Source organism: Micromonospora sp. NPDC049529 (assembly GCF_055586685.1).
On sequence record NZ_JBVJHT010000013.1, the window covers coordinates 134804 to 160687 of the forward strand.

15 protein-coding genes are annotated in these 25884 nt (G+C 64.5%); 6 read left to right on the top strand and 9 right to left on the bottom strand.

Translation table 11 applies throughout. The features are described from left to right. Window positions 1-159: 159 nt before the first annotated feature. From ACZ6QQ_RS23630 to ACZ6QQ_RS23645, 4 genes are all read right to left on the bottom strand, one after another. The gene (locus ACZ6QQ_RS23630) at window positions 160-2025 is read right to left on the bottom strand and encodes a UvrD-helicase domain-containing protein (protein ID WP_465879101.1); all 1866 of its coding nucleotides are present in this window, start codon (window positions 2023-2025) and stop codon (window positions 160-162) included. Further along, window positions 2022-4274: an ATP-dependent nuclease gene (locus ACZ6QQ_RS23635; RefSeq protein ID WP_465879103.1), complete on the bottom strand. Its 2253-nt coding sequence runs from the start codon at window positions 4272-4274 to the stop codon at window positions 2022-2024. Before ACZ6QQ_RS23635 ends, ACZ6QQ_RS23630 begins: the two co-directional genes overlap by 4 nt. Before the next feature lie 215 nt (window positions 4275-4489). Then, window positions 4490-5893 (bottom strand): glutamate--tRNA ligase, encoded by a 1404-nt coding sequence (gene gltX, locus ACZ6QQ_RS23640; RefSeq protein ID WP_465879105.1) that lies wholly within the window; start codon window positions 5891-5893, stop codon window positions 4490-4492. A 414-nt stretch (window positions 5894-6307) separates the two neighbouring features. Further along, complete coding sequence (locus ACZ6QQ_RS23645; RefSeq protein WP_465879106.1) at window positions 6308-6682, bottom strand: hypothetical protein; 375 nt, start codon at window positions 6680-6682, stop codon at window positions 6308-6310. Between the two features lie 1874 nt (window positions 6683-8556). Here ACZ6QQ_RS23645 and ACZ6QQ_RS23650 point away from each other — a divergent pair. Both ACZ6QQ_RS23650 and ACZ6QQ_RS23655 read left to right on the top strand, forming a co-directional pair. Then, entirely contained in the window at window positions 8557-9492 is a 936-nt protein-coding gene (locus ACZ6QQ_RS23650) for a replication-relaxation family protein (RefSeq protein WP_465879107.1), read from the top strand. Window positions 9493-9616: 124 nt separating this feature from the next. Further along, on the top strand, window positions 9617-9955 hold the full coding sequence (locus ACZ6QQ_RS23655) for a DNA-binding protein (protein WP_465879108.1): 339 nt from the start codon (window positions 9617-9619) through the stop codon (window positions 9953-9955). 124 nt (window positions 9956-10079) lie between these two features. Here the strand turns inward: ACZ6QQ_RS23655 and ACZ6QQ_RS23660 are convergent, their stop codons facing one another. Continuing rightward, window positions 10080-12014: a HEAT repeat domain-containing protein gene (locus ACZ6QQ_RS23660; RefSeq protein ID WP_465879111.1), complete on the bottom strand. Its 1935-nt coding sequence runs from the start codon at window positions 12012-12014 to the stop codon at window positions 10080-10082. 97 nt (window positions 12015-12111) lie between these two features. Here ACZ6QQ_RS23660 and ACZ6QQ_RS23665 point away from each other — a divergent pair, with 97 nt between their 5' ends. Together ACZ6QQ_RS23665 and ACZ6QQ_RS23670 are read left to right on the top strand one after the other, a co-directional pair. Then, window positions 12112-12282 carry a hypothetical protein gene (locus ACZ6QQ_RS23665; RefSeq protein ID WP_465879113.1) on the top strand — a complete coding sequence of 57 codons (171 nt, stop codon included), beginning with the start codon at window positions 12112-12114 and terminating at the stop codon, window positions 12280-12282. A 136-nt stretch (window positions 12283-12418) separates the two neighbouring features. Continuing rightward, complete coding sequence (locus ACZ6QQ_RS23670; RefSeq protein ID WP_465879114.1) at window positions 12419-13882, top strand: tyrosine-type recombinase/integrase; 1464 nt, start codon at window positions 12419-12421, stop codon at window positions 13880-13882. A 67-nt stretch (window positions 13883-13949) separates the two neighbouring features. Here the strand turns inward: ACZ6QQ_RS23670 and ACZ6QQ_RS23675 are convergent, their stop codons facing one another. Then, window positions 13950-14327, bottom strand: coding sequence for a hypothetical protein (locus ACZ6QQ_RS23675; protein WP_465879115.1), 378 nt, complete (start codon window positions 14325-14327; stop codon window positions 13950-13952). Window positions 14328-14408: 81 nt separating this feature from the next. Between ACZ6QQ_RS23675 and ACZ6QQ_RS23680 the strand changes: the two genes are divergently transcribed. After that, window positions 14409-15932 carry an ATP-binding protein gene (locus ACZ6QQ_RS23680; RefSeq protein WP_465879116.1) on the top strand — a complete coding sequence of 508 codons (1524 nt, stop codon included), beginning with the start codon at window positions 14409-14411 and terminating at the stop codon, window positions 15930-15932. 10 nt (window positions 15933-15942) lie between these two features. Beyond that, on the top strand, window positions 15943-17916 hold the full coding sequence (locus tag ACZ6QQ_RS23685; protein WP_465879117.1) for a Druantia anti-phage system protein DruA: 1974 nt from the start codon (window positions 15943-15945) through the stop codon (window positions 17914-17916). 4 nt (window positions 17917-17920) lie between these two features. Here the strand turns inward: ACZ6QQ_RS23685 and ACZ6QQ_RS23690 are convergent, their stop codons facing one another. Genes ACZ6QQ_RS23690 through ACZ6QQ_RS23700 form a run of 3 tightly spaced genes read right to left on the bottom strand, consistent with a single transcriptional unit; the run spans window position 17921 to window position 25688 of the window. Beyond that, the gene (locus tag ACZ6QQ_RS23690; RefSeq protein WP_465879118.1) at window positions 17921-22624 is read right to left on the bottom strand and encodes an ATP-binding protein; all 4704 of its coding nucleotides are present in this window, start codon (window positions 22622-22624) and stop codon (window positions 17921-17923) included. Beyond that, entirely contained in the window at window positions 22621-24129 is a 1509-nt protein-coding gene (locus ACZ6QQ_RS23695; protein ID WP_465879119.1) for a hypothetical protein, read from the bottom strand. The genes ACZ6QQ_RS23690 and ACZ6QQ_RS23695 overlap by 4 nt, the downstream gene beginning before the upstream one ends. Next, on the bottom strand, window positions 24126-25688 hold the full coding sequence (locus tag ACZ6QQ_RS23700; protein ID WP_465879123.1) for a hypothetical protein: 1563 nt from the start codon (window positions 25686-25688) through the stop codon (window positions 24126-24128). The genes ACZ6QQ_RS23695 and ACZ6QQ_RS23700 overlap by 4 nt, the downstream gene beginning before the upstream one ends. Window positions 25689-25884: the final 196 nt, after the last annotated feature.

Here is a 25884-nt window from a genome sequence, read left to right on the forward strand (position 1 = left end):
CATGTCCGGACGCCCTCCCACCAGCGCGCACCAGCGACTAGGGCTACCGAGGGTGACGGGCGCTCCCGGTGCGGGCGCGCGCGGTCGGCGGCATGAGAGTGCATTGAGCCGATATTGATAGGCGCTCTTCAGCAGTGAGGCGTGATGACGCGGCTGCCGTCAGGTCGCCGATAGGTCGTCCATCGTCAGTGGCTGGTCTGCCAGACCTGCGGCCTTGAGAGACAAGATCGCGGCGTCCACGTCCGTGGCGTAGAGGACGACGGCGAGTTCGTTTCGCGCTCGTGAGACGCAGACATACAGGAGTCGCCGGCTCCGATCGACGGTGGTGTCCTGGCCGCTGGCCTTGTTACGACGATCGGTGTCGGAAAGCTCTGCGAGTCCGAGAAGCTTATCGTAGGAGTGGGCTGGCAGTGTTCCTTCGGAGTCGTCGAGCAGGACAATGACGTTCGGAAATTCGGCGCCTTTGGTCCCATGCTGTGTGGAGTAGGGGGACTCGCGTCTAACGTATCGCAGGTATCCGTCGAGCTCATGGACGTCGCACGCCATGAATGCGTCCAGAACTTCCCGGGTTTTTTCACCGAGCACCTGGTCGCTGTGCGTCCCGTCGGGGTCGAGGTAGCGGGAGAGCAGCGGGACCGCTTCAATGAGTCCTTTCTGGTACGCGTGCCGCAGCGCCTTTCCCACCGAGCCTGCACCAGCCTCGGCTACCAGCGTTCGGAGCTCCCGCACTGCTTCGCGTGCCGTGGCAAGGCGCTGACGCGCAATTCCCGGTTCGGCGATGCCGTCTCGCAGGGTGGTGCTGTGCTTGCGCAGGATCCGCGGCGTTATGGCGGCATTCGTTGCCTCGCACAGTGGCAGAATGACGTTCACGAACGGTGCGATGGGCCAGGCTGTGCCTTCGTCGAAGCCAGCGGACAGCGCGGCTGGGGCTTTTGAAGGGTGGAAGGCGGCGTATAGGCCAGCGAAACCGAGCCGCCGAGCCGCGAGTTTATGCATGGCCACAAGAATTTTGGCGCCGCCGGGCGCATCACTGGTCCAGGCGTCATTGGATGTGCGATGCGCGAGCCACCGGCGGACGGTGTCCATGCTGGCGGTGCGGTCGGCATCTGCGGGCAGGACGAAGAAGTAGGCGTGTCCTTCCGGGGTCAGTTCGCCCGGCCGGCCCGGGATTTGCTGATCTCCGTCGCCGGCGGCCCGGACGCGGTTGACAACCTCGAGAACCTGCCGTGACGAACGGAAGTTCTCCGGTTTGTTGATCAGGGTCCAGTCGGGCTCCGCCGGGATTCGGCCTATGCCTGTGGCATAGATCTGCTGCATAGTGTCACCGAAGAATCCCAGGAGGAAGTCACCCGAAACGGTCCGGTACAGGTGGATAAGGCTCCTGACGACTCCTGTCTCCGTGTCCTGGCTCTCGTCGACAAAGATGATCGGGAACCGTGCAGCCACAACCTTCGCCAGAAGCGGCTGGCTCATCAGCATGTTTGGCACCATCTTGAGGATGTCCGCGTGCCCGATCTGCCCCTTGCCGTAGTCAGGTCCGACGCCGTAGGTGAATCTGCGAACCGATCGTAGGCCGTCGCGCTGACGCTGGTAGCGGTCACGGTCCTGCTCCGCTGACTCGCGCTTGGCGGACGTCCTAGCCCTGTCGATCTTCTCGGCGGTCTCAGCGAGCTTGGCCGTGAGCTGGCCCTCAATCCAGGCGCCTATGTCGGACTGGAACGGTGCGACCAAATCCCATAGGAAGCCGTGGATCGTGGAAACGTAGACGAGCGGATCGTCGTGAACGTCGTCGTGGATCTCGGCAGCAGCGACTTCCGTGTAGGTAATGCAGGCAACCTGCTGGGTACGTGCACGTAGCTGCTCGCGGCGTTGGCCGGCGACATACGCCAGCGCCTTGACCAGCGAGGTCGTCTTTCCGGATCCCGCCCCGGCGTTTACTACAAACCCGCTCTTACCGCGCTGGTCGAGAATCGCACGCAGGGCCCGGTCGGCGTCGGTGTCCCGGGCGTCGATGCGCCTGGTCATCCGCCCACCTCAGCTTCGATCTCAGTCAACCGTGAAGTGTCAGACGTCTCCACCGTAAGTTGATCACGCAACCAATCGAGGCCTTCTACGATGTAGCGCGGCCCGGTCCACTCTGCCGGGTTCGCGGTGATCAGCGCGAGGGCGAAGTTCGTCTTGTCGAGGTTCTTCACGCGTCGGTGGATCGCTTCGTGTAGCTGATCCAACGACATCGTTGCTGCCTTCCGCACGCACAGGCCGAGGTCTGCTTGTTTCGGGTCTTGGCACCAGGTCAGATTCTCCAAGGCGAAGGCCTCTTCAAAAGTACGGCCGGCTCGATCGTCGCGCTCGCCGTTCCACTCGACTGCCTGGCGCGTCTCGTACGCGACCCGAACGTGGCCGGGACTGCCGCCTGACGGCGGACACTTGTCCTTGTCGGGCAGGTTGAGGAGATCGGCGATCGTCCGCATGCCTGGAATCCAGGTCGCCAGCGTCTCGTTGCTCGTAACGGCGTCGTCCTTCGTGGTCATACACGACGCCCGGCATTCCTGCCCGTCGGCATCATCCGGCCCGCTCGCATCAGGCGCGGCAGCAGCATCGTCTGCTTTCGGTCCGTGGACGCTGTCGATATCGGTGATGACCAACGTCGGCAGGCCGAGGAATTCGACGAGTTCCCGGAACTTGTGGGCGAAGGCCCCACCGACTTCCAGGATTGTCAGGTGGCACGACTGCAGCTCTGGTGCCGACTGCTGGATCATCAACGGAAGAAGCAGGCGCTCGACGTTCCCCTCGACCAAAACTGCAGCATCAGCGAAGAACAGGTCGCAGTGAGTGAGCTTCAGATACTGCCGGAGGAAGTGCCGCGTGGCTTCCTCCGCGGCGCCCCTGAACGTCATCAGGTCCCTGACGTCGGTGTGGTGGATGTTGCCGTCCAGACCGGTTCGTTTAAAGTAGCGGATCGGCTCGAACGACTTCTCGTAGATGACGTGCGCGGAGTGGGTAGTGACGACCATCTGTGTGGTGAAGGCCGGGTCGGCGTCGGGAAGGATTTCACGGATCTTCCGGATGAACACCTGCTGGAGCTGGGCGTGTAGATGAGCTTCCGGCTCCTCGATGAACACCAGGTGGATCGGCGGGCGGTCGCCGTCTGCGTCGATCCACCGGTGATGGAAGTCCAGGACCTCGACGACCATGTAGATGAGGTTCTTGAAGCCCAGCCCGTTGTACTGGTCAGGCAGTGTTCGCTCCGCCCCGCCACCAGAGCCGTCGCCCGCAGGCAGCGCGTAGTGGACCCGCGCTCCGCTACTGAGAACGGTCTGCGCGTTGAATGATGCCTTCACCACCAGACGCGGATGCTGGAAGCCCGGGTAGCCGAGGTCGGAGAGCTTGTCCAGGGTCGACTCGAAGACTTCCGCGAAGTGCTGGTTAAGCCGAAGTTCCGAGTCCGCGATAGCCGCGACCGCCGCCAGGTCAGCCTCCCGCTGTTCGAGGTTTCGAGCATAAAAGCCGCTCAGCTTCCGAGAAAGATCCTCCGCCCGGCCACGACTCTCCCCATCAACCAGGTGGCGCTGGGCATCGAGGAAGTCTATCCTGATTAGGCCATCGAGCTTGCCGCCGAGCTTGCTCTCGCCACCGCTGACCCAATCCGGGCTATAGCCATCAATGAACTCGAAGTTCTCATCGCACTGGCTAGCGTCCAGGACCGCATAGGCGATCTCGTATTCACGTTGCAGCTCGCGCGTCAAGTAGTCGGTCAGTGAACGCGGCCACGGCTCATACGACGAGCCCTCCGCGCGACTGGCCGCCGTGATCTTGCTACGGCACTCCTCGAAATTCTCGACCAGCTGCTTGCCGCTCCTGGGCCGGTAGGATAGCCGAACGCCGACCAACTCCGAAGACCAGCTCAGATCGGGAAGGAAGTCGATCACCCGGTGCAGGTTGACATCGTCACCTTTCAGATCCAGCCAGATGTCAAGCTCGATACGCGGGAGTTCGTCAGGATCGTCCGACGCGGTGTCGAAAGCATCGAACGCATCCCAGCAGTCAGCCGTGAAGTCGTAAAGCTGGAAACGGCCTTTGCCCTCGCCGAGGAACAGCCTGAAGACCTGCGCCGCAGACGTCTTTCCACTGTTGTTCGCTCCGACGAAGACCGTCGTCTCCGGGTCGAGATCGATGCCGACCTTGCGCAGCCGGCGGAAGTTCCTCACCCGGAAGGTCTTGATGTACAACACCGCTCCGCTCTGACAGACGCGCCACAGGAGCGCGCGGGCCATCGAATGATAGACCCTCCTCGCGATCGGCGTTTCGCCAGATCAGCACCACCCGTTACGATGGAAGTAGAAGATCGAGGTAAAGCACCAAAACCATCGATAATGATCGCATCATTGCTACGACATTCACCCGTTCGGGTGACAATGAGCTGTCTCCGAGTCGGGCCGGGCAACGCACTCTTCTCGGCATTTGCGGGCGGCGTCTGCTACGAGAAGGGTCAGCTCAGGCGGTCGAGGGCGGCTCGCAGGCGAGCCAAGGTTCGCTCACGTCCGAGGATCTCGATCGACTCGAACAGCGGTAGCCCGACGGTGCGGCCGGTCACCGCGACCCGTACCGGCGCCTGCGCCTTGCCGAGCTTGAGTCCCCGCTCGGCGCCGATCGCCTCCAGCGTCGGCTTGAGCGTCTCGGCCCGCCACTCGCACGTCTCATACGCCTCGGCCACGGCGGCCAGCAGCACCGGGGCCTCGGCGTTCATCGCCTTCGCCCACGCTGCCTCATCGGCGACCGGCTCGTCGAGGAACAGGAAGTCGACCATCGGCACGACCTCGGAGAGCACCGCGATCCGGGTCTGCGCCAGTTCGGCGACAGCAACGAACGTGCTGGCGTCGTACGCCTCTGGCCGCCACGGTACGGTCTCGCCGCTCAACCACGGCTGACATGCCTCGACAAACGCCTCCACCGACAACGCCCGGATGTAGTCCCCGTTAAAGGCCCGGAGCTTCTTCACGTCGAAGAACGCTGGCGAGGGGTTGACGTCCTCCAGCCGGAACTCGGCGACGATGTCGTCCCAGGGCAGGATCTCCCGATCACCGGACGGCGCCCAGCCGAGCAACATCAGGTAGTTGCGCATCGCCTCGGCGAGGTACCCCTCGGCCCGGAAGTCTTCCAAGGCGACCCGGTCCCGGCGCTTTGATAACTTCTGCCGCTTCTCGTTGACGAGGATCGGCGCGTGTACCCACACCGGCGGCTCCGCTCCCAGCGCCTCCCAGAGCAACTGCTGTTTCGGCGCGTTGGGCAGGTGCTCCTCGGCCCGGATCACGTGGGTGATGCCCATGACCATGTCGTCGACCACGTTTGCCAGCAGGAACACCGGCGACCCGTCGCCGCGGGCGATCACGAAGTCCTCGATCAGCTTGTTGTCAAAGGTCGGCTTGCCGCGCACCAGGTCAACGATCACTGTCGAGCCGTCGTCCGGCGTGCGGAAGCGCAACGCGCGACCTTCCCCGGCGGGCAGGCCACGTTCCCGGCAGAAGCCGTCGTAGCCCTTGTGCTCGCTGCCCGTCCGGGCGACGACCTGATCCCGGGCGCAGTCGCAGTAGTAGGCGAGCCCTGCGGCGAGGAGCCGGCCGATGGCCTCACGGTGATGCTCGGCGTAGTCGGACTGGAACAGCGGACCCTCGTACTCGCTCGGGCCGATGCCAAGCCACTCCATCGCGTCGAGGATGCCCTGGACCCACTCCGGGCGGTTCCGCGCCGCGTCCGTGTCCTCGATCCGCAGCACCATGGTTCCGCCCGACTGTCGGGCCAGCACCCAGTTGAACAGGACGGACCGGGCATTGCCGACGTGGAACATGCCGGTCGGGGAGGGCGCGAAGCGTACGCGGAGATCGGAATTGGTCACGGATAGCAGGCTACCGAATCACCCGCGTACAGCCTGACTGATATCCGGCTCGCCGCTTTCAGGACGGCGAGGAGCCGCCCGCGCTGGGCTCCGGCGCCAAATGATCGACCTGCCGCTACCGGTTGCGGCTACTTGCGTCACCAGTGGGCCGTCCACGCAGGCCATGGTGCCAGGTGTCGGCCTGGAGTCGGACGTTGTTGATGGCCTGTTGGTCGCGTTTGGATCGGTATCCGCGGCGGGGCTCGTATGGGCTCCAATGGCCGGTGAAGGGCCGTAGGTCGCCGGGCTTGGGCTCGATGTCAAAGTGATGGTGGCGAGGGCCGGGGTTCCTCGGGTGGGGTCGAGATAGTCGGCGGAGACTCGTGCCCAGGCCCCTGGACGCGGAACCCGGCCCAGGGGCCTGAGTCGGCGGGTTCACGTGACCCCGACCAGTTGCGCCGCCGGAAGAGCAGCGGAGCGCCGTGCCGGCGGGACCCGGTGCGAGTCGATCGCCATGCGGATCGCGGTGGACCAGTCGGCGAACCGGTGGCGCGGCGGGCGGGCGCCACCGGATTGGCCGGGGGTCGTCACGGCGGCCCGGCCGGTCGCGGGCGTCTCGGAGGCGGGTGTCTCCGACGTCACGGATGTGCCGGTGCGGCTGAGTCGCTGGGCGCGGTGGGCGGCGCGGGCCGGTAGGCACGGGTAGTGCTGTCCGGTACAGAGCAGGCTCGCGCAGCGGGTCGGCCCGTCGGGCTCGGGTTGGTGGGCGGCGAGGACCCTTTCGGCCAGGCGCCAGAGCAGTACGTCCACGACGGTTCCGCGGGACGTCTTCGAGTTGCTCGACCGAGTGGCTGGTGTTCATGTTCGACCTCCTGCGGCGACGGGTTGGGCGGGGTCGTCGTCGGAGTGCCCCGGTTCCGGCGCGGCTGGTTCGACGTCGACCGGAACGATCCACGCTCATCTCTTCCCGGAGGTCAAGTCGTTCGCGACGGTGGCCGGCGCCGTCGCCCCTGTCTCTCAATCGCGGTTTGTCAGACGTGGCGAACACTTGGCGATCTCACAGCGTCTGACAGCGGCCGCCGGAGCCGACGCGGCGGGCTTCGCCAGCCTCCCGCCCCGTTCGCCGTCCGCCTCGGGTTCCGCAGTCCCGTTGCGGTCCAGACACCGAGCCGGTCCTCGATCGGGCCGCGAGCGGCACGGGCCGGGTCGCCTAGCACACGACTCTCACAGGAAAATGATCTGCGGTTTCCGCACCTCTCCGGCCCGGGTGGCCATTGACCTGCGTTGTGAGAGGTTGAGAGGGGCGCGGTGCGTCTTTCCGACACCGGGGCGTTGGGTTTCCCACCGTGGCCTGACAGTGGTGGAGCCACCGTCTCGCGGGGGCGGGCACTCGCGGGGCGACCCGCGTCGTGAGGTGGCGGCGGCACCGTCTCGGGACCGCGACAGGTCACCCTCGGTGACCAGCGTACCCGGGCGGCACAGCCTCTGACAGAGGCGGGTTCAGCACTGACAGACCGGGCGCCGTGGCGCAGGTTACGCTCCGTCTCTGTCAGCGTCTGGGCGGCGGGGCCTGTCAGACCGCTGTCAGATGCGAAAGTGTTCGCTACGTCTGACAAAGCGCGATTGGTAGGTGGCGGGACAGGCGGATCTCGCCGGGGACCGAGGTCCCACGGCGTACGGGCGGCGGTGTCACTCCCGCGCAGCCCGTACGGCTCGGACGCGACGCGCAGGTTTTGACACCGGCGGCCCTGTGGCAGAGGTGGCCGCGTCACTGGCACGGGTGGCGGTGACACTAGCGGTGACCGGCCCTTTGACACCTTTGACACCACCCGTGTCAAAGGTGCTCGTCGATGACACAGGTTGGATGCCCACACTTGTCAATAGCCATGCCTCGATGTCATAGGTGCCAGTGACAGAGCTCGTGTCATCGACGCGCACGAGTGTCATGGGTGTCCGCGCTGGGGCGCCGTCCAGTGCGCGGCGGTGGTTCGAAGCGGTGGCGTTTCGTACGGTAGACGGCGCGGTCGTGCGCCGCCGGAGCGGAGGCGCTGGCGGCGGGTCGATCCGCTGCTATGACGAAAAGCTACGCACCGCAGCCGCCGAGATCCTCGTCCGAGGACCGCCGACGTCTCACAACCAGGCTCCCCCGCCGACAGACACGGAGCGTAACTCTCACGGCGGGTCGGGCCGCCGAACCGGCAACGCTTGTGAGCCGGTGTGAGTCCGGCAAGTGTTCGCCAGGGCTCACAAACACCGGTTTGGGTATGGAGGCGGATCAGGAGCCGCTCCGATACCACGGCCCGGCCGGGTACGCCGACGGCCGCAGCGGCGTCGTCCGGCCCTGCGGCGTCGACAGCGGACGGGGCGGACGGCAGCCACATACCGCTGTCGTGTCTCTCCCGGCTCCATCCAGGAGAGAGCTCTCTGCCTGCCTGCGGCGGTGGGTACCCGTCTTCAGCCTGGTGAGGCTGTCTGCGGGGAAGCTCCAACCCGGTCCGGGGTCGGTGTCACCGTCGGTGTCTGCCGCCGTTACCGGGTCGGTCTTGAGACTGACCCGGCAACTGACCCCGACCACCTCTGTCATCCCCGCTCACCGCGCTGTCACCAGGGTCCGTCCGTGCCCATAAAGAGACCCCTCAGGTCTCTCCCCTACCCGGAAACACACACAGAAGGAAACGAGACCAGTGTCCGACCAGGTCCTGCGTACGCAGTCCACCCTGACCGCCCGCGACCACGTACTCCTCGGCTGGCTGGCCGACCACGGCGTACTCACCACCCCGCAGATCGCCCACGCCCTGTTCCCCTCGCTGGACTTCGCCCAGCGCCGGCTCCACCGCCTCCGCAAGCTCACCCTCATCGACCGGTTCCGCCCACTCAAACTCGACGGCGGCACCTACCCCTACCACCACGTCCTCGACCAACTCGGCGCCGAGATCACCGCCTCCCAACGCGACCAGCCACCACCACCCCCCAGCCACACCAAACTCCGACGCCGCCGCTGGACCGTCGCCCGCACCCTCGAACACCGACTCGGCGTCAACCAGTTCTTCACCGACCTCGCCGGCCACGCCCGCACCCACCCCGACCACGAACTGCAACGGTGGTGGTCGGAATCCCGATGCCGCGAACCCGGCGCGTTCGCCGGCCCCGACGCCCTGGTCGAACTACGCGGCTACCCCGCACCCGTCCGCCCCGACGGCCACGGCGTCTGGCGGGCGGGCGCCCGCCGGGTGCCGTTCTTCCTGGAGTACGACACCGGCACCGAACCACTCACCGAACTGGTACGCAAACTCGCCGCCTACGAGCGGATGATCCAGTACCGAGGCCCTCGCTGGCCGGTCCTGTTCTGGCTCCACTCCGCCCAACGCGCACACCACCTCCACCAGCGCCTGACCGGCGAGAAGCTCCCCGTACCCGTCGCCACCGCAAGCCGCGACCACGCCACCCACGCCGACCTCGGCCCCGCCGGGCCCCTGTGGTGGCTCCACGGCCACAACGGCCTCCTCACCCTCGCCGACCTCGCCGACGCCCTCCCCCACCTCCAGCACCCGGAGTACGGGCCCGACGCCATCGCTCACACGGCCGTCGAAACTCGCCGGGGCAACGCCGCACAGTCATAGCCCCGGACCCCGGTGGCGTCGTCGATGCGGCTGCCGCCTGGCGAGTCGCCCGGCCAGAGCAAGCGTCACGCCACCAGCCAGCACCCAGACCCAGCCGTCCACATCCGCCCGCATGGAGCCTCACGTGACCACCCACCCACGTACCCGCACCCGCCACTCAGACAAGAATGCCGACGACCGCCCGGTCTGGAACGCCGAGACGATCCACGCCCTCGGCGTCAGCACCGACCTCGCCACCGCCGCCCAGATCTTCAACCTCTCCCTGGCCACCGCCTACCGGCTCGTCAAACGCGACGCCTTCCCCGTACCGGTCATCCGCGCCGGCGGCCACTACCGCGTACCCGTCGCCCCCATCCTGACCACCCTCGGCCTCACTCCGGGCCCCCAGAATAGGACCCCCGGCCCGCCGTCAACGCCGGCCGACCCGCTCCCGCCCGACCACGGCAACACCGGAACGGACTGACACCCAACCCGCCGATCGACGTCCGCCGTCCCGCGCAAGATTGAGCGGCGGACATCTAATGGCCTCCTGTCGTCAGGGCCTGGCGAAGCCGAGATCGCCTCGGAGCAGGATCCTTTTCACGGACTCATCCGGCGATCCGCTCGCGTGCGTCGATTGTCGCGGCGAGCAGCATCTCGTCCGCGCGCATCTCGGCGTCGTCGTCGCCGATGTCGAACCCCGCTCGACGCCGCGAGGCTATGAACCGATCGAGCCGGTCGAGTATCGGCCGCGCATGCAACCCCATCGCGGCGAACACCCGCAACGCCCTGGGCCCGCGCAGGTCGTCGGACAGGTACTTCGGCAGGACCTCAAGCAGTTCGGCGGCTACCGCCGGACCTTCCTGGAGCCACAGTGCGCCAGCCGATTCCACCTGCCCGAATCCGGGAACCCTGAACAGATTCCGCAGCTGCCTGTGCTGGCGGACGGTGAGCCCGCCGTGCTCGGCGAGCCACGTCAGCATCTCCGGTGCGAAGCGGTCACGGCGAAGTTCCTCCGGACGCCCGGCGAGATACCGTTCGGCCACCGTCCGGTCCGACGTGATTTTGAGCAGCGCGGACGTAGCGCCTCGCGTCGAGTACTCCCGCAGCTCCGGGACCGCGGCCGCAGCGGCCGGGCCGATCTGTCCCAGGACGTGGATCGCCCAGTCCGGGGTGTCGTTCTCGGCCCCCTTGAGCCTGGCGATGAGCTCCGGCACCGCGGCAGCCGCCGCCGGACCGAATGCGGCCAGCACCCGCATCGGCAGTTCCGACGCACAGGAACTCGGAAGCGCGGCCAGGGTCTGCCGGGCGGCGGCCACCAGCCCATCCGGGTCAGCGCCCGCCCGGGCAACGGCCCTGATCGCCCCGGCCAGGCGGGGCTCGTCGCTGCCGGTGAGCATCAGCCGTACCAGATGCGGCACCGCCCGGTCGTCGCCGACGCTGCCCGAAGCGGTGGCGGCCACATTACCGAGGTCAGGATCGTCCAGCACCGCCGCGAGATCGTCGGCCGCCAGCCGGGACGCGGTCAACGACGCCGCCAGGGCGTGCAGCGCCGCCAGCCGGACCTCGGAAGACTCCCCCTTCAGCAGGGCGGCCAGCACCGGCGTCACCCGGCCGGGCGCGGCGCCCCACTCACGCATCGCCGCGACCGCCATTCGTACGCCTTCGCGCCTGACCTCCGGGCGTTCGGCCGGGTGTGCGAGCCGTTGCGCCCAGGCACAGCAGTCGTCCTCTCGGTCGAGGCGGGTCAGCGCTCTTGCCCAGCGCTGACCCGCCGTCTGCGCGAGACGGGAACCCGGCGCGTCCAGAACACCCGCGCAGGCTTCGAGATCGGTACGGATCGCGGCGTCCAGCGCTGGCCAGGCCGCTGAATCCTCTTTGCTGAACACCGCGATGTTGGCCAGCAGCCGGACGGCCGGAACGGAATCCGACCGCAGGCGTTCCAGGATGACTTCATGTTGCGGGACCTGGCGCCAGGGCATGGCCTCCACGAGAGCGGTCCGGACGACCGGATCGGTCGAGGCGGTCAACGCCGCCATGGCCCGATCAGCTCCGGCGGTGTTCACCAGCAACGTCGCCGCGCTACGCCGCACCTGCGGGTCCACGTCGTTCAGGGCCGGCTCGGCGGCGTCTGCCACCAGAGGCCAGTCGGAGTTCTGAAGGCACAACTGGCCCAGCAACTCGAAGATCGTCCGGCGCGCCGGCACGCGGGGGTCGATCGTGAAGATCAACAGTTGCCGGGTCATCGGCCCGTCCCTGTCAGCCCGGACAAAGTAGAAAATGTGTTGCCGCTCATCGTTGCCGGGGACCAGGACATCACCGGAGGCGATATCCCGCTCCAACCATTCCCAGGTGGTCGGCGACGCCGCCGGCGCCGGGCCGTTCACTCTGTGAGGCGCGGGGCGCCCTTCCCGTACGTCACGGGACGGATCATGCCGAGGAATGTTCCAGTGCGCAACGCGCGGGCTTGTACGGCACACGTTTGAGTCGATCCTGCTCATCTGGACGAGGTCGTCGACGCTGCCGGCGGCCAGGTTGGCCACACCGCGTTTTAGACCGAACCACACGTTCTCGGTCGGATTCAGCTCCGACGCCCAGCGGCGGCCGGGAGGCGACGAGCCGGCGCATCTTGACGGACGCGTGCGCGGGAAGACCGTCGCAGACGAGCACCAGCTGCCCGCCCAACTGCCGGTATACGGCGTCCAGCAGATCAGCGAACTGGTCCTCACCGAAGCCTTCCGGTTGGCCGTGCCCGCAGTCAGGAGCCACTACACAGGCGCGCGCTGGCTCGGTCGGTCCGCCCCGCCGTGACCGCACACGGCGCGTTCAACGCCGTGACGACTTGATCCGTTGCGCGAGGCACGCGTCCATGTCCACCAACGAATCCGCTGCTCACCCGAGCACGACAACCAGCGAACACCCATCCCACAAGGAGAGCTCGACTCCCATGCCCGACGGATCGATTTTCAAACGATGCGGCTGCCGCGACACCGAAACCGGCAAGCTCATCGGCACCCACTGCCCCAAACTCCGGCGCGTCAACGGCTCCTGGAGTTCCGACCACGGCCACTGGCACTACCAACTCGAACTCCCCCGGACCGCCGGCGCACCCCGCCGTCAACTCCGCCGAGGAGGATTCGACACCCGCACCGAAGCCGCCGACGAACTCGACCAGGCCCGCTCCCTGCTCACCCTCGCCCGCCGCGACCGCGCCCGCGGCATCGAGATCGGCGACATGCTGCAAAACGCCGCCCGAACCTGCGGCCCCCTACCCGACCCCGACGAAATCCGACGGCGCCTACGCGCCGGCGGGCCGCTCGCCGACGCCCCCACCGTCGCCGAGTACCTGACCACCTGGCTCACCGGCCTCCAGATCGACGAGAACACGATCCTCAGCTACGAATCCCACGTCCGTAACTACCTGATCCCCCACCTCGGGACCATCCCCCTCGACAAACTCCGCCCCCACCACATCAAGAACATGTTCGCCGCCATCGAACAACGCGCAGCCGAGGTCCACGCCGCCAAGACAAGCCCCGACCCGAAGGTCCGGGCCACCGTCAAGGGCATCCGGGCCTGCGGCCCCGCCACCCGCCGACTCATCCGCGCCACCCTGCGCAAAGCCATCAACGACGCCCTCGCCGAAGAGATCATCGTCGGCGTCACCAACCCCGCCACCCTCGTCAAAACCCGAGGCGACCGCCCACACCCCATCGTCTGGGAACCCGAACGCGTCGAACACTGGAAAACCACCGGCAAGATCCCCGGCCCGGTCATGGTCTGGACCGATGAACTCCTCGCCCAGTTCCTCGACCACGCCGCCGAACACGACCCCGACCTACACCCCCTCTTCCACTTCATGGCGTACCGCGGACCCCGCCGCGGCGAAGCCTGCGGCCTACGAGACTCCGAAGTCCGCCTCGACAAACGAGAAGTCACCATCAACAACCAGATCGCCACCCACGGCCACCGGACGCGGCAGAAACCACCCAAGAGCAGAGCCGGCAACCGCGACCTCACCATCGACGCCGACACCGCCACCGTCCTCACCGCCTACCGCGCCCGTCGCGCCGCCCAACGCCTCAAAGCCGGACCCGCCTGGCCCGACACCGGACTCTTCTTCGTCCGCCCCAACGGACACCCCTGGCACCCCAACCTCGTCACCCAACGCTTCAACAAACTCATCCGACGAGCCGGACTACCACCCATCCGCCTCCACGACCTCCGCCACGGCGCCGCCACCATCGCCCTCGACGCCGGCATCGACATCAAAGTCGTCTCCGAACAACTCGGCCACACCACCACCACACTCACCCGCGACACCTACCAAAGCGTCACCAAAGAACTCCACCACAAGGCCGCCACCGCAGTCGCCGAGAGAATCAACGAGAAGCGACGCAGAACCGCCTGAAGAGGCACTTGGATCTACGGGGATTCCTGCACCGATTACCGGCGTTCCTGGCCAGGTGCACAAGGGCTCAGCAGAGTCGGCGACCGGGGCGAGGTCCGGGACGGTGGGACCGGATCGGGACAGTAGCGCCGCCGTCGTTGCTGCTACTGAGCCGCGCAGCCCAGGCCTTGGCCCGCCTGTTGGCGTGCAACAGCCACGCCAGATCCTCACCTGCCGTTGGCGCACCAAAGATGAGCGAAGCCACGAGTTCTTTGCAGCTTGTGGGTTCGCTCATCTCCTCAACGAGCGTCACGAGATCGTCAAGTCGATCGTTGATGGGAGCCGGCAAGGAAAGGCCGATGCGTTTCTCAAGCCACTTAGGCAGCGTCATGTTGACGCTAATTCGTCGCCGCGTGGTCATGTACCTGCCCCGCACATCGAGGTAGTCTATCACCAAGACGCGCACCTAAACATCTTTACCACATTTTGACTTGGCAATGTACGATCACACATCCGGCGAATGGGCCGGCAGGAGGTGGCATTACTGATGGCGACGCAGATCGACAACGGTCCGGTCTTTCGGCCTCGGCTCGTGAACCCCGCCAACTTCCTCTTCGCAACCCGCGACACTGGCTATAAGACGACCGGCCTGGCGATCGCGGAGCTGATCGATAACTCCCTGCAGGCTGGAGCGCGGCAGGTCGGGGTTGAGGTGGCTGCCAAGCGGAGCCCCGAACAGCAAATTGAAATCATGGTCGTTGACGACGGCGTGGGCATGGATGCTGAGACACTCACGGAGGCGCTGAGCTTCGGCGGGACGAGCCGGTTCAACGACCGGAGGTCGCTGGGACGCTACGGCATGGGGCTGCCGAACGGTGCCCTCAGCCGAAGCCGGCGCGTTGAGGTCTACACGTGGCGACCTGGTGTCGGCGTCCTCTGGTCGAGGCTAGACATCGACGAATTGGCCCACTCTGGTGATGCTGCGCTGCCTCCCGTCGAGCACATCGACCGGCCGGCGTTTGTGCCCAGCACCGGCTCCGGTACGGTGGTGCGGCTGACGCGCTGCGACAGGGTGGAATACAAGCGTTCTTCTGCACTCGCGCGGCGACTCAAGGAGGATCTAGGGCGGATCTACCGACACTTCCTTGCCGATGGCGTGAGCCTGCAGGTGAACGGGCAACCTGTGGCAGCAAACGATCCCCTGTGTCTGCAACCTGTGTCGAAGATCACCGGCGGCAGACGATTCGGCGACGATCTACTCTATGAGGTCCCGGTAGATTCCAGGACCGGCATCATATCGGTTACTTTTAGTGAACTTCCGATCGATCGCTGGCACGGGTTATCGACGGAGGAGAAGCGGGTAATGGGCGTTACAGCTGGCCCGCCGGTCTCTATCGTCCGGGCGGGCCGCGAGATCGATCGTGGATGGTTCTTCATGGGCGGTAAACGTCGCGAGAACTACGACGACTGGTGGCGGTGCGAGATCAGGTTCGATCCAGTCCTCGACGAACTATTTGGGATCACCCATGCCAAACAGGCGATCTCGCCGCGACCAGAACTGTTGGAGATTATCTCACCAGATCTGGAAACGATCGCTCGCGCGCTGAACGGCCGAGTCCGAAACCGATTCATGCTCGTCAAGGCGACAGAGCCGCTGAGCGCGGCGGAACGGCAGGCAGCACGCGCTGAAGCCTCACTGCCATCCTTGCCGCACGGGCGCCGGCCAATCCCTGACGAACTCAAAGACTTGGTGGATGGCCTGAGCCGACACGAGGCGCCGTACCAGATTGCAGCCGCAGAATTGCCAACGATGGGCGCGTTTGAGGTCGTCGTGCGAGATCGGCAGATCATCGTGTTACTCAACACGAAGCATCCCTGGTATCGCGATCTATATGGTCCGCTCGCGATGAGCGACCTAGGCAGAGACCGCGATCTTGCTCGTCAGGTTGCTCTGACTCTTCTGGCCTCCGCCCGCGCCGAGGCAACGCTCCGGCGTGGTGCCGAGCGGTGGCATGCACAGACCCTGCGCCAGGCGTGGGCCGACATACTCGCCACCTTCATGAATGCCTAACATGATCGAGATGTGGTACTCACTCCCCTGCCCGCCAGGGTGTCAACCCGCTGAGCGGCGGGCCTTTGCCGCGCTTGGCCGCGCGCTGGCAACCGATGACGCTTCGGCACGTCAGGCCGCACGGGAACGCTGCCTCGCGAAGGACAACGCCGCGCTCACAGCCGCCACCCACGTTCTGATTGATCTTGTCGGCCAAGGCTGGAACGTACGGGTCGATGACCACCAGGTGGCCATCGCTCCGCCGCTTGGAGTCGCCGATCCGGTCGAGGAAAAGGGTCGAGTACGGCGACAGGAACTCATCAAGCGAGATGAGCAGCTGTCCATCCCGTCGGTGCGTCGTTTCATCGCCGCCATGGAGAAGCCGCGGGAGTACGAGGGTAAGTTCGTATCGATCTTCAGCCTTATGAGAGATGGCAAGGAACTTTCGACGGCTCTTCAGGCCCTCGAGATCGACGGCGACGCGGATCTTGCTCGGTTGCGCGGAGTGATCGACCCGTACGTACAGGTAGTGTCCAGTAGTGAGCGCTGCGCGCAGACCGGGTTCAGGCTTATGGATATATGGCGGTACTTTCGTCATACCTGGTCTAATCAGTACACAAGCACTCCCGGGCGCACCATGATGATTCTAATTCGGGACCGCGCAGCCTCATTCCACCCGGTAATCGGGATCGCCGCACTTGGCAGCGCTGTTGTACAACTAGCGGAACGCGATGACTGGATCGGTTGGCAACCGACGGTGTTCCTGGAAAATCTGCGTGCGGCCCCGACTCTGCGGATGGCTCGGTGGATTACCGCCCGGCTGCAGACAGCCCTGGAAGAACTGTATATCGATGATTTGGTTAAGGACGGCTTGTACTGGCCGTCGCTATGGGAAAACCCTGCCGCCGATGCAATCGAGCGATTGCTGAAGGAGGCGGAAACTCGCCGCCGAGATCATCACCGGTTCGTCAAGGCGACGGACTTCAAAAAGGTTCACGATGCCGACGATGTCAAAAGCTGGCGTCGACGTGCCGAATCCGACCTCTTCCGCAGCAAGCGTTGTCTGGCACTGGCCGATCTTCTCAGCGCTCGACAAGCGCTCGCGCCCTACCTATACCCAAAGGCCAGCCGCACCGGGCTGTCCGACGCGCTCGACAGCCCGAAGGCCCGGCGGGCGATCATGTCTGTACTGCGTAGGGCGAAAGCTGATGCTGTAGGAACCGAGATTGCCGATCTCACCGTCTGCGGCGCTGTCGCTCCCTATAATGCATTGCTGGGGGGCAAGCTCGTCAGCATGTTGGCGGTCAGCCCAACGGTCGTCAAGGCCTACCACCGGCGCTATTCGACCTATGCCAGTGAGATCGCGTCATCAATGGCTGGTCGGCCGATCCGTCGGCGGTCAAACCTCGTTTTCGTCGGAACGACCTCGCTCTACGGCTCGGGCGCTAGCCAGTACAACCGGATCCGGATCCCGCCCGAAGTCCTCGGCGGACTCTCTCCTATCGAGTTCCGCCAGCTTGGCCGGTCGAAGTCGTTCGGCACCTCGCACCTATCGGCGGAGTCGGTGCGAGCGTTGGTGCGTCTTGCAGAGCAGACCGCACGTGGTGCGCGGGTCAACAGCATCTTTGGCGAAGGGGTAAACCCGAAGTTCCGCAAGGTCCGTCACGGCTTCGACCTCCTGCAGTGGCCGTCGGACACCCTGCTGCAGCATGGGCGTCAACGCATCATCTACGGCATCAGCTTGGTGGACAACCTTCTGCCCTACCTACTCGGTAGCGACGCGGAGCCGAGCTACAAGTTCCGTCGTCGTCAGAGCACCGCGGACGTGGACGCCATCTCCGCATGGTGGATGCGTCGGTGGTGCCACCCACGCAGCAAGTCGACGGCGGTGCTGGAGGCGGTCGCGGCGCATCGCCTAACCAGACCGGTCAGGCACGGTGCACGCGTTACACTGCCAGATTTGCCACTTGCCGCCGGTGAACATGAGCAGTTGGAGCTGTACTGACTGCCTAGAAGAGGCGATCGTGTGGCACCGGGTCAACATCGATGATGCGCTCGTAGTAGGGACGAACTGAGGTTCGTGTGTACGGCGTCTGGTGGGCGTTCTGCACAAAGCAGGTAAGGGGAGCCATCGTTCTTACTGCCTCGGCTAAGCGTTCGGCCTCAGGACCGCTGGTCTTTCCGACCAGGGCTTTCTGGACCGCACGGACCTGGTCGACTTGGGTCTGGCTGAAAAACAGCCTCGTCGCCGTAGCGCCAGACACTGCATCGGGCAGATCCTTGGGGTACTGCGTGGCAATGACGACGCCCGCGCCGAACGCCCTGCCCTCTCGCATGAGAGGCTCCAGGAAGGGTGATTGGACGAGACGCCATGCCTCGTCCAGCACGACAAGCCGCTTCAGCACCCGCGGCTGTGGCCGTCGGATGAGCTGGTTGTAGAGGGCCATCAGCAGGAATTCCGCCACCGCATTCTTGACCTCCTCGCCGGGCAGTTGGCTGAGGCGGACCACGGAACGCCCGTCGAGCAGCTGCTCGAGCGTGGCGCCGTCTCCATCGCCGGCGAACAACCCAAGATCAAAGATGGGCGACAGGCGCCCGATGAGCGCATCGTGGCCTTCACGTTCGAGCACCTCAGGGATGGCGTCAAACGGTAGATAGCTCTGGTCCGATGCCGGCGTGAAGGCTTTACCGTCGAGCCCAAGGATCGTATAGGTCTCTTTCATTGCTTCACGCAGGTGGTACGCCTGCTGATCCCCAAGGCGATAGATCCGCTTGAGGATGCCGACGAGTTGATGCACGTGCGACATGGGGTTTGCCCGCCCTGAGGTGGGATCGGTTGGCGGTACCAACGGGTTGAAGGGCAGCCCCCCAATACTGGCGTCGAACATGGACAGCTGCTCGGTACGCGTGTATTCCGCGCCCGCGTAGTCATCTTTAAAGTCGAGAATCAGGGCTGGTAGACTGTTTGGCGCCGCCATGAGTTCGCGCAGGATCGCTTTGGTGGCTTGGGTCTTGCCACTGCCTGTCTCACCAGTGATTGCAATGTGGCCGTTGGCCAGCGGACGGTCGGGACGCTGCGGGTCGTACCAAACCTCGACCGGCCTACCGTACTGCCCGGCAGCTTCACCAAGAAACACGCGCGGCCGGTCAGCCGACGACGACGCTGCTGCTGCTACCGAGGCCTCAGGGGCTGCGACTCTGTTAGACGCCGACCTCGCAACGGTCGTCTCGGCGGAAGCAGAGACTGAACGCCCCACTTCAGGAGGTAAAGGGCTGTCCGATTCCGCTCTTGGTGGCGTCTCTTGTTCCGGCGGACTGGGCACCTCACGTATGGGCGGGATGCCCTGCTGAAGCGCGCCTACCTCGGATTCGTTCAGTTGCGTCACGGTGAGCGGGAACGTATGACCCTTGGTGGACCGGGCGCTCACACGCCTGGGCGGTCGTAGTGACTCCGTGTCCACACCGATGGAGACCTCGACGAGATGCAGCTCGATAGTGAAAGGCACCTCGCCTTCGAACAGCCGTTGCGAGGCACTCGCCCAGGCCCGTCGTTCGTCGGTGTCGTGGCTGCGTTTCGCGAGTTCGCGATACACGTGCGCTCGGAGGATCTCCCGGCGAGCTGGCGTAGTGATGAGCTCATCCGCCCGGTCGGGATTGAACACGTCACGAAGCAGCATGCCGGTGGACAGGGCCTGATTGACTGCCGGCCCCGTGGCGGTGTCACCATCAATATGAAACTCAGCCGAGGTGTCCTGCATCGTCTTCACCTCGAAGACGGTGATGATGCACCCTTCTTCGCTGTACTCGATCCCGAGCAGGTCGGCTCTTCGGGCGTCTTCGTGCAGGTGCAGCCACCTGCGGGCCATGTCATCATCAAGGCTGATGAGCAGACGCTTGCGATCCGCGGGCCGGTTCTTCTTGAACCACCGCGCCACGATGAGCGTTCCAAGCAAGCCCTTGGTCCGGTTCTGGTCAACTTGGCGCTCGAGGTCAGGCGTGAGTGTCAAGGCACCCACGTCGAGAAGTTCTGTTAGCTCCTGCAGGAGTTCGTCAAGGTCAGCGTCACTGACGGCAGTGTTGTACTGACGGACGACCTCGCGGAGCGCTCGTCGAAACGGGTCTGTGGCGTCGGCGAATGCAACTACCTCACGGGTGCGATCGCGACCGCTGAAGACTTGGAGCTTCCCGAGCATGAGGTCTCGGTCGACGTGCCGATCGGCCAGGACGAACCACGGTGCCGTTGCCGCTACGGCCTTGAGGCGTTCCCGCACGTCGCCGTCCTGTCGCACGGCCAGGCGTGACGCGGGTGCCTGCTTGGCAATCAGTTGGGCAACCGTGAAGTAGGCGGCGAAGGGCCCGCCTGGCGCGGGTTCTAGGTCCACAGTCTTGGCAAATACGCGGTACTTAAGTCGCTGAGGCATCGCGAGGGGCTGGACCGGCTGCTCGATGAAGCTGAGCGCATCCTGCATGCCCGCTGATTGGTCGAATGCTACCAGGACGTGTGCGAGCATGCCTACCGGTGGCTTCACCGTGTCGGCTGGCAGCGCGCGCACTTCGAAACTGAAGCGCCGATCTTCTGCGGTTGCGTGGAAGAGTTGTGCTACCCGCGCCTCGTCGTCGTCATCAAGTTCGAGCGACTGGATTCCAGCGTTGCGGCCCTTGTAGAGCACGGTGAGGTGAGCGCCCTGGATCTTCTCGCTGTACGCCAGGTCGGTCAGCAGCTTCAGGTAGGGCCCTGGGCCGGGCGGGTCCAGCAACGCAAGGCGGAGCCCGTGGCGCGCTGGAGGGTGTGCTTCAAGGAACGCCTCGACGATGCGACGAATTTGCGCATAGCCGTCTTGGCCCACGCTGCGTTCTTGCTTGACCGCGAAGTACGGAAGATGCCCGATGTCGCTGACGTGAGGCAGAACCTGTGGCGTGTCAGGCGTCAGATCTGGGAGGCAAAGACTGGTCAGAAAGTTAGGTAGCTTTCCCGCCGAGTCTCTCACCAGTTGGAGGTCGCGTGCGCTGAGTCGATCACGCTGAGCGACAACGATGCGCGCGAATTCGGAGTACCGCCACAGGTATAGGGGATGCAGGGGCGTGAGCATCGCGATCGCAGTCAGGCCAGACCCAAAGGCAATGGTATCGAGCTTCAAGATCTGGGAGATAACCTGGTTTACATCTTGGGTGTACTCTGCAAAAAGCTTCCCGTACGTGCTGCCGATGCACGTTAATAGGTCGTGATACCGCTCGACGTAGTCGCAGATCGCGACCCGTGAATTCCGCGCCGCGGCCACCGCAAGGGGCTCGACTGTCAGTCGACCCGCATACCCCACGATCTTGTCTCGAGCCTTGTCGAATGACTCGAACCGCGCACGTAGTTCCCGGCCGGCGTCGTCGTCGAGGCTGTCGAGGAACTCAAGGATCTGTTGGCTGGTCCATTCTGCCTTGAGGTCATCTTCACCCCGGTAGCCGCGGATTCTCTCCCAGATGTCGCCGTCGTTCCCGTCGATCCAGCCCCCGTAACGACCGACGCCGACGAGCCGGGTGACGATGTCGACGACTTCGCCGGAGACCTGCCCCTGGACGATGATCCCGGAGGGAAGCTCGTCCTCCCATCGTTCCGTGCCGACGGGAGTTCCCCCGCTGTCGAGTTCGCTGACCCCTGCAGCCGACTCTACGGCCGCGTCGAGATCATCCTGAAGAGACGCGTCACCGGAAAGCAATGCGTCCGCAGCGACAGTCGAGGCCGAAACCGGCGTGTCGAGCGGCCGATTGCCGCTCCCATCATCCGCGACGCCGTCCGAGGGGTGAGAGCCTTGGGTGCTGCCATCTGGCGGTATGATGGGGCCAGTTTGCGGTACCGCGTCATGGCCTGCTGGCAGGGGCGGGGGTTGCCACCGGCGGACCGAGAAGAGATCTTCGGCGTCAGCGACGGTGAGCTGATCCGCCGACTCGCCGCGGCGCAGCTGCCGAAGGAGGCGAAGACTGCGCCGAAGAGCCGCGCGTCGGTTCGGATCGGCCTCCTTAGCGATGTTCTCGGCGATTGCACGCCGGTCTTTTTCCGTCAGCGCTTGGAGCCGACCGACCAGATCGCGGTTCCTCTGAATACGATTGGCGACCGCCCGGTCGCTCGCGTCGTCAAACAGCTTCGGGTCTGCCAGCAGGCCTAAGCGCGGAAGTTCCCGGCTCGACTTCAGTTTGAACTTCATCGCCTGGTCAGGCCCGTCTGGCAATGAGGTGTAGTAGTCGAGAAGTTGGCCAAAAGAGATGTTCCGGTCGCCACCGAGCCTTTTCCACCAACTGATGAGTACATCGTTGGCGCCAGCGAGCTGCTGCTGTGCTTGCCTGATAAGTAGACCCTTGAGCTCGACCGGGCCGATGGGAGCGAAATCTTGCAGCGAGGAAAGCCGCGCCTGATCGCCGGTCGCGATCACCACGATCGTCGCCTCAAGGCTTCTGTCATTACGCCATTGCTCGGCTTGCTGGACACTGCTGGTGAACTTATCTGCTGGCATGCCGACCTCGGTGGCCAGATCCAGGGCACCACTGGACAGCAACGCAATCCGCAAGTCGGACGTGTCTAGGATCCCGCTCAGCTGAGCTAGCACAGTGCGTGCATTAAAATGCGGTATGTCCCGGACAAGGACGCCCACCGATCCGTATAGCTCAATGACCTTGCGACACAGCAGCTCGCTGACTAGCTGTTCTCGAGGGTCGACCATCGTCATAGCAGCGCCAAACTCTTTGGGTCGGTAGTGATGACCGTCTGTCCGTCGGCGAACGCCTTCGCGAAGCCAGCTTCAAGCATTGCCCTGCGCAATGCCTCGACGTTGAGTCGCAACTCCTCCTCGCTTACGGAAGTTGGCGTCCCGAACGGCTTCTGTGCCAGGTTGTTGCATCGCACGATCTGGTCATCAGAGCGCTGGCCAACTACGATTCCATAATTCGTGCGAATTTCGTCAAGAAACTCCGGAAAGTCAAGCGGCCTTTCTGGATCGACAGTGGCCGCAACGAGCGTTTCGAGGAATTCGGCGTTGATCCCATAGCGCTTTTGCTGCTTGCCGCCACGGCCGGCGACGGACCAAGGGGTGAGGTAACCAGCGCGGCGGCCAAGGTCCGCCAGGAAGCCTCGCGGATGGTTTTTCTCTTCCGCGGCAACTTGCCAGAACGCCTCGGCGATGGCTTCCAATTCGGACACTTGGTCGTCGTGACGGTACGCATCGAAGCCCTGCCGGACCCGGTCCTGAACCTTGGTTGGGAGGCCTGCGATCACTTGTTCAGCCCCGAGGTCGCTGACCTGCGGCTGAAGCCTTTCTCGAATACGAAGCAGCATCAACGCCTCGATCGTGTCGCCCGCAGCCCGGAAAGATGCTCGCGATGCATTACGCAGGGATGTGCGGGAGCCATCGAACATGTCGAGCAGGATCGGGGATCGTGGAGCGCCTTCTACAGCCTCGGAGTAACGGGAGATCAGATGGACGTGTACGGCGAAGCAGGCGAATGTCACCAGCCTTCGAAGGGAATTCAACTTCGAACCGCTGTTTCGCTCGAAACGGGCGAGACGGTCGAATGAGCGGCGAAGATGGGTGAGGGTAGGTGAAGCAAGAGCAGGTGTGCTCGCCTCATCAACGATCATGGGAGCATAGGCGTGCTGCATCGCAGCTTCGGTTGCGGTGTCAACGGCCTGCGGTTTAGCGAGCTTCGCCATCGGCATTGCCAGCATCGACCACGGGTCCTCGTCAGTTGACAGCAATTTACGGATGTGGGTGGCGGCATCCGCTTCATGCCCAGCCGTCAGTAAGCGCGCCAGAAAGATTCCGCAGCGATGATCCGATGGGTCACGGGTGAGGAGTGTTTCGTTCGACAGGGTGTATGAGGAGCGTGCCGCTTCGCCGAATACGGCCTTGTCTGTGCCCAACACACCTTCGGCAAGGTTCCGCAACGTGCTCAGTGAGTCTCGATCGATGACTTCACCATCTCGACCGGTGATCGCCTCGCCGTAACGCTCAAGGATTGCGCTATTCGGATTGCGTTCGACTTTTTCACGTGTCTTCTGATTCAGAATTGATGGCCGAAGAAATTCGGCTAGTGCGTCCGAGTCATATGCGCGTCCCGTCAACGCCCGTCCGAGGCCGTTGGCTACGTGCACGGGTTTGATCGAGTTGTTGGTGGGAACAAATCCAAACTCGGCGATGTAGAGGTCATTCAGGAACGTCTTCAGGTCCGTTGTCACAGTCGGTACCTCGCCGGATGACGTTGAATTTCGAACCTCGCTTCGATATTTTTCTCCACGTTGCGGATTCGCACATCGACAACTTCTGTCTTGCTCGGCCCCACGGAATTGTGCACGCTGTCGACAAATCGTGTGATGCGCCGAGTAGCGCTCCGCGACCAACTCGTTCGCCCGAGACCCCACCTGGCCTCGGTAAGCGTTAGGTACAACGCGCGATCGACCAAGAGGCTGGCGACCGCCACGCCGTACTCGTCTGTAGCGGTGAGAGCGAAGGTCCGGACGAGACGCTGCTCATCGGGCAACCACTCGTTCACCCACGGAGCCAGCTTGGGTGGGTCTACCTCGAATCGGCCATGGTGAACCTCGTGCAGGGAGAGGAACGTGCTTGGGGCCCTGACGTCGAAACGGTGGCTTTGCCAGAGGACGAGGCGTTCGCGGTCGCTATCGGGGCAGTCTGGCTCGTAGAACCTGTTGATTGCTAGAAGCAGTTGCCGGACAACGCCCCCGCCTGCTCCGTTACCGTCCGTGACCATCCTGTCGAAACTGCGTTCGTCGCTCGGCAAGAGATCGAGAAGCGACCGACCGTCGCGGTGCTCAAAGAAGAACCGCCGCTTGAGCGCGCGATACTCGTTATCTCGGTCATCCGCCGGCATCGGCTGTATGGCAGACGGGCGGAGCCCGTTGATCCACTCTTCTGCCTTTGTGGTCCCCTGCCAGAGCTCCGTGTCGCGCCGGGGGTGCGTTACGGCAGCGGGGTCGAAAACCTCCCGGACAGCATCGAACAGCGGTCCGACGCCGCCTTCGAAGGCAAGCTGCGCGTAGTGGTATCGGTGCGAACCCTGGCTCGCGAGCCGGACCGCAGCCGTTGCCCCTCCGGCGATCAGGAACGCCACGAAGCCGACCAACTGCCGCATTGTTGCGTGGTGGCCTCGCCGTGCAACCTCCGCAAGCATCAAGGCGATCCGCTCTCGAACCTGAGGATGGCGCAATGCCTCGCGGTTGACGACGGCCGGGTCTGTTGGTGACAAGCTGGCATAGAAACGATCATCGGTTAGACGGGCGATGACCTTGAGTGTGATGGGCGCAGCAAGCACATTTCGCAGGCTAAGGTCGAGGACTCGAACGAGGCCCTCAACATCCTTCACAGGCTCCCGGCCATATGACGCCGCCTGCTGCACCTGCCGAAGCGCTGCCTTGAGTGGCTCGAAGTCGACAGCCAACGGATGGCGACGCAGCACGAAAAGCGGCCACTCATTGATAGCTAGCACCATGGCTCGACGGTCGCGGTCGCAGTCGCGCCAGCGAGAGAGGATGCTGTCATCGGACAATTCGTTGGCATCGGTAAGAACAACCGCCCCGGCCGCCTCTAACGCTGGCCTCAGCCGCTCGATGAGGTGCGTCTTTCCGTCACCGGGGTTACCCGTGATGATGATCTGATGGTGGGCGCGAGCCAGACCCAGGACATGATCGTTGAGACCGAGGTCCACATCGATCCAAGCGAGTTCTTCGGCGGTCAAGCGGTCCGCATAGCTGTTGGTGCTGCGGTACAGGCGTTCCACGAACTCACTGGTCTGAAGAGAGGTCGGCGAGGTTCCGAGGAACCCGGTGGCGTCCCTGCCGCCCGAAACTGGCGCACTCTCACCGCCCGGTGTCACCCAGCAACCGCCCGTTCCCAGGTACATGCTGAGAGGTCGGCCAACCGCTGCTGATGCACAGGCTCATGCGGACGGGGCATCGAGGTCACCACCATAAGCT

What these genes read in the sequence shown, in the direction of transcription:
- ACZ6QQ_RS23630 (WP_465879101.1), bottom strand. Translation starts at nt 2,025, where the DNA reads ATGACCAGGCGCATCGACGCCCGGGACACCGACGCCGACCGGGCCCTG.
- ACZ6QQ_RS23635 (WP_465879103.1), bottom strand. Translation starts at nt 4,274, where the DNA reads ATGGCCCGCGCGCTCCTGTGGCGCGTCTGTCAGAGCGGAGCGGTGTTG.
- ACZ6QQ_RS23670 (WP_465879114.1), top strand. Translation starts at nt 12,419, where the DNA reads ATGCCCGACGGATCGATTTTCAAACGATGCGGCTGCCGCGACACCGAA.
- ACZ6QQ_RS23680 (WP_465879116.1), top strand. Translation starts at nt 14,409, where the DNA reads ATGGCGACGCAGATCGACAACGGTCCGGTCTTTCGGCCTCGGCTCGTG.
- ACZ6QQ_RS23685 (WP_465879117.1), top strand. Translation starts at nt 15,943, where the DNA reads ATGTGGTACTCACTCCCCTGCCCGCCAGGGTGTCAACCCGCTGAGCGG.
- ACZ6QQ_RS23690 (WP_465879118.1), bottom strand. Translation starts at nt 22,624, where the DNA reads ATGACGATGGTCGACCCTCGAGAACAGCTAGTCAGCGAGCTGCTGTGT.